This is a genomic window from Mesorhizobium sp. M1E.F.Ca.ET.041.01.1.1 (assembly GCF_003997355.1).
Classification (GTDB): Bacteria; Pseudomonadota; Alphaproteobacteria; order Rhizobiales; family Rhizobiaceae; genus Mesorhizobium.
Genome location: NZ_RZSL01000535.1, coordinates 1 through 4148, shown reverse-complemented (window position 1 = coordinate 4148; position 4148 = coordinate 1). Strand labels below are relative to the sequence as shown.

The following is a 4148-nucleotide window of genomic DNA, read 5'->3' as shown; positions in this document are numbered from 1 at the left end:
GCATCAGCGCGTCCCCGTGGTCTTCGGATCCGCGCGACTTCCCGCGCGGATCCGAAGACCACGGGGACGCGCTGATGCAGGCTCTCGGGTTCGATTTCGAGGATGCGGGTGATCGTATCGGTCGCGGCACCGGCCGCCTGTTCGATCAGATAGGCAATCGGATTGGCCTCGTAGACGAGCCGAAGCCGGCCTTGGCGGTAACCCCGGCGTTGGTCGCCGGGATAGAGAAACACGCCGCCGCGCATCAATATGCGATAGCAGTCAGCGACAAGCGAGGCGATCCAGCGCATGTTGAAGTCCTTCTCCCGTGGGCCTTCGGTGCCTTCCAGGCAGTCGTCGACATAGAGGCGCACGGCCTCGTCCCAGTGGCGGTAGTTGGCGGCGTTGATGGCGAACTCCTGGGTCCGCTCCGGAATGATCCGGCTTTCGTAGGCCTGGACGAAGGTGCCCAGCCTGGTCGAATGCACGAAGACGTGCGTGCCGCTGCCGAGCGACAGAACGAGCGCCAGTTGCGGCCCGTAAATAAAGAACCCGGCGCCCAGCATGCTCACGCCTGCCTGCAAAAAGGAGGCGGCCGGATTGGCGTCCGGCGCGCCAGTTGCAGGGAGGAGCGAGAAAATCGTTCCGATCGACACGTTGGCGTCGATGTTGGAAGAGCCATCCAGCGGGTCGATGGCGACGGCGAGGGGGGCTTGTCCGTCGAGCAGGACCGGCCGGTCCAGCTCCTCGGAAGCATAGAGCGCGACCGGAGCGTGACGCATGGCGTCGAGAAAGATGTCGTCGGCAAAGATGTCGAGATCCTTCTGAACGTCGCCGTCGGCGTTGGCGCCGCGGGTTCCGGCAAAGGCGGTGCCGAGCACCCCTTGGTTGATGGCATTGCGGACCCTGGTGGCAGCCTGTGTGAGCTGACGGACGGTGGCCACGACCGCGGAGCGGCGTTCGTCCGGCGAGTCGCCGAGATAGGAGTTCAGAAAAGCGTCGAGCGTTGGCGCTGGCATCGTAGCCTCCCGGTCCGGTCGTGTCTCCTCGGGGCCGGATGGAGGGATGAAACCAAACGATCTGTGCTAAGTAAAATTCAATAACTTTACCTGAGCAGTAAAAACAATTTAGTATGCCGCATGAGAAACCTCACGCTCAGGCAATTCAAGACCGTTCAGGCAATCGTCAGCCACGGAAAAATCGTCAGCGCGGCCAAGGTGTTAGGCCTTTCTCCTCCAGCGGTGACGATCCAGTTGCGACAAGTGGAGGAGGAGGTCCAACTGGCCCTGTTCGATCGGACCTCGGACGGCATGCGTCCCACCGCCGCAGGGCTGGCCTTCGTCGAGGCGGCGCAGGCTATCGAGGAGCGGCTTCGCCTGCTCGAAGACGAGATGGACGCCATCAAGGGCGTGCGCGCCGGCAGCCTGAGGCTCGGCGTCGTTTCCACCGCCAAATATTTCGCGCCACGGCTCATGGCCGGCTTCATGAAGGAGCATCCCGATATCGACATGCGGCTTGCCGTCGGCAATCGCGCCGAAACGATCGACAGTCTGAAGAACCACGACATCGACATCGCACTGATGGGCCGTCCGCCCAAGGAAGTTTCGGTGCGCGCTTCGGTCTTCGGCGATCATCCGCTGGTTGTCATCGCGCCGCCCGAACACCCGCTGGCGTCGGCACGCGACATTTCCAAGCAGAGGATCGCCGAGGAGCATTTCCTCATTCGCGAGCCGGGCTCGGGCACGCGCATCTCGCTGGAGATATTCCTGAGCGACGTTCCCGGCCGGATCGACGATCTCGGCGTCGAGATGGGCTCGAACGAGACGATCAAGCAGGCGGTGATGGCAGGTCTCGGCATCGCTTTCATCTCCGCGCACACCATCGCCGCGGAAACGGAAGCCGGCCGGCTCGTCATTCTCGACGTGGCCGGGATGCCGATCCGCCGGCAATGGTTTTCGGTGATGCGCACCGATCATGTGATCTCGCCGGCCATGGCGACCTTCAACGATTTCCTGATGCGCAGAGGCGCAACCTACCTGCCCCTGTTCGGCAAACTGTATCCGTACGCCGAAGCGAATGACGCGGCTCGGATGCAAAAAATGAGAGCGCCTGGAAAGCGGCCAGAGTGAAGCGCCCGACATACCGGCCGAAGAAATCATGCGAAAGAAAGCCGACAAGGGCGTGGAAAACGCACCGCCATCGATGGCGGTCGGGGGGCTCGCATGGTATGTTGCAGTGCGAAAGGGCAGGGGCACGCGCTCTCATACTCGCAGACAAGACGGATAGGCAGCCAACCCCTGCAGACAAATCGCTATGGGTCCCGGGCGCGAGGTTCGGGAATTCGAAGGGGAAGGGGCATGCTTTATACAATCGTGATGATGGTCTGCATGACGGCGGTGCCGCAGACCTGCGAGCAACGCGAGGAAATGGCGGACGGCCTGGCCATGAATCCCGGGGTGGCCTTCATGCAGGCGCAGCCGCTGGTCGCCCATTGGCTGGAGACACATCCCGGCTATTTCGTGCAGCGCTGGCGTGTGCTGCCCGGCCGGGGATCCTGACGGGGCATCTTCGAAGCGGGCTTTATTTCGCGCAAGTCGTTCTCCCAAAACCGCTGCGCACTTTTGGGCGACATGCGTTATTTCTTCGCGGCAAGCGTTTCCGAGACAGTCTTGGACAGCTGATAAAGCCGCTGCTCGATTATCGTCGGCACATCGCAGACGTAAGTCAGCGATTGCGCACGCTCGTTGAAGATGCGCGTCGCGAAATTCAGCTGGTCGGTCTGCCGCTCGACCTCGTCCTGATCCGCGTCGGGTTTTGCGCGCAAGACATCGACATCGGACGCCTGCTTGCGCAATTCGGCGGCCATTTCGAGCTGCCTGTGGGCGTAACGGGAAATGCCGGAAATCACATGCGAACGCTCGGCGTCCATGTGGTCGAACATGCCTTGCAAGAGCATCGCCATTTTCGGCGCAAGTTGCTCGGCCGGCAGGGAGGCGGCAAAATCCCTGATCTTCATCTGCGCGTCTGCTATCGGCAGCCTGCGAGCCGCCACCTCCTCGACCAGGGCGGAGACGGAAGGGTCCTGCGACCAATCCTTCGCCGCTGGTGGAAGGTCCGGTCCATTCCAGACCTGGGCGAGCGAGAGTTGCGGCACCTTGCGCTGAGCGCAGGGCCAGTCCGGATCGGTATTCGCGGCCACGGCGCCGGCGTTCGGCACGAGCATGGCGGCCGCAACCAGGCTGCGTACAAGCCTCATCCGTTCCATCAATCGTTTCCTCCCGTGCCCTGTTTGCGGATTATCAGGCCGCGCGAAGGGTCATAAGCGATGATGGCGCCTCCCAGAAACAGCAGCGTGCAGCCGGCGACGACACCCAGCGACACCCAATCGATCTGCCCGTAGAAGGCGAAGCGGATCAGTTCGACGGCGTAGGTGAAGGGGTTGGCGAGGCAGAGCTTGTAAAGAAGCGGGCTCGCTTCCTGGATGCGCCACAAAGGGTAGAGCGCCGGAGAAGCGAAATAGCCGGGAAAGATAACGAAGTTCATGATGCCGGCGAAATTCTCGAGCTGCTTGATCATCGAGGACAAAAGCATGCCGAGCGCACAAAGCATCATGCCGGACAGGAACAGGGCCGGCAGCACGAACAAGTAGCCGAGCGGCGGCGCCTTGACGCCCCAGAACCAGGCAACGATCAGGAAGGCGTAGACCTGCGCGATCGATACGGAAACACCGGCGAGCATCTTCGACAGCAGCAGGTACCAGCGGGGGAATGGGCTGACCAGCAGGATGCGCATATTGCCCATCTCGCGGTCGTAGACCATCGACAGCGAAGACTGCATGCCCGAGAACAGCAGGATCATGCCGCACAAGCCTGGCGTGATATAGACCTCATAGAGCACGTAGGTCTTGTAGGGCGGGATGATCGAAACGCCGAGCACCTGCCGGAATCCGGCGGCAAAAATGAACAGCCAGACGAGCGGTCGAACCAGCGACGAGATGAAACGCTCGCGCTGGTGCAGGAAGCGCAGGCATTCCCGTATGACGACACCTTTGAGGCAGATGAGATAGTGACGAAGGCCGAACGCGCCGGACTTCGCTGGCGTGACAGCGGCGACCTTTTCCGGCATTGCGGGAGAGTTCATGGCGAGATCTCCGCAATGCCGGAAACTGT

At 61.9% G+C, this 4148-nt stretch carries 5 protein-coding genes; 2 read left to right on the top strand and 3 right to left on the bottom strand.

Features of this window, described 5'->3' with window-relative positions:
- A partial coding sequence (locus EOA38_RS29600; RefSeq protein WP_127300897.1) for a class 1 fructose-bisphosphatase occupies window positions 1–998 on the bottom strand: 998 nt, incomplete at its 3' end.
- A gap of 120 nt (window positions 999–1118) precedes the next feature.
- Here EOA38_RS29600 and EOA38_RS29595 point away from each other — a divergent pair.
- Window positions 1119–2108 carry a LysR family transcriptional regulator gene (locus tag EOA38_RS29595; RefSeq protein WP_126092876.1) on the top strand — a complete coding sequence of 330 codons (990 nt, stop codon included), beginning with the start codon at window positions 1119–1121 and terminating at the stop codon, window positions 2106–2108.
- A gap of 228 nt (window positions 2109–2336) precedes the next feature.
- The gene (locus EOA38_RS29590) at window positions 2337–2537 is read left to right on the top strand and encodes a hypothetical protein (RefSeq protein ID WP_059185947.1); all 201 of its coding nucleotides are present in this window, start codon (window positions 2337–2339) and stop codon (window positions 2535–2537) included.
- A gap of 77 nt (window positions 2538–2614) precedes the next feature.
- On the opposite strand, the gene EOA38_RS29585 is transcribed toward EOA38_RS29590, so the two are convergent.
- On the bottom strand, window positions 2615–3244 hold the full coding sequence (locus EOA38_RS29585; RefSeq protein ID WP_126092877.1) for a hypothetical protein: 630 nt from the start codon (window positions 3242–3244) through the stop codon (window positions 2615–2617).
- Window positions 3244–4104 (bottom strand): ABC transporter permease, encoded by an 861-nt coding sequence (locus EOA38_RS29580; protein WP_189350674.1) that lies wholly within the window; start codon window positions 4102–4104, stop codon window positions 3244–3246. Before EOA38_RS29580 ends, EOA38_RS29585 begins: the two co-directional genes overlap by 1 nt.
- Window positions 4105–4148 lie beyond the last annotated feature (44 nt).

Coding starts and splice junctions, on each gene's coding strand:
- EOA38_RS29595 (WP_126092876.1), top strand. CDS start 1,119: ATGAGAAACCTCACGCTCAGGCAATTCAAGACCGTTCAGGCAATCGTC.
- EOA38_RS29590 (WP_059185947.1), top strand. CDS start 2,337: ATGCTTTATACAATCGTGATGATGGTCTGCATGACGGCGGTGCCGCAG.
- EOA38_RS29585 (WP_126092877.1), bottom strand. CDS start 3,244: ATGGAACGGATGAGGCTTGTACGCAGCCTGGTTGCGGCCGCCATGCTC.
- EOA38_RS29580 (WP_189350674.1), bottom strand. CDS start 4,104: ATGCCGGAAAAGGTCGCCGCTGTCACGCCAGCGAAGTCCGGCGCGTTC.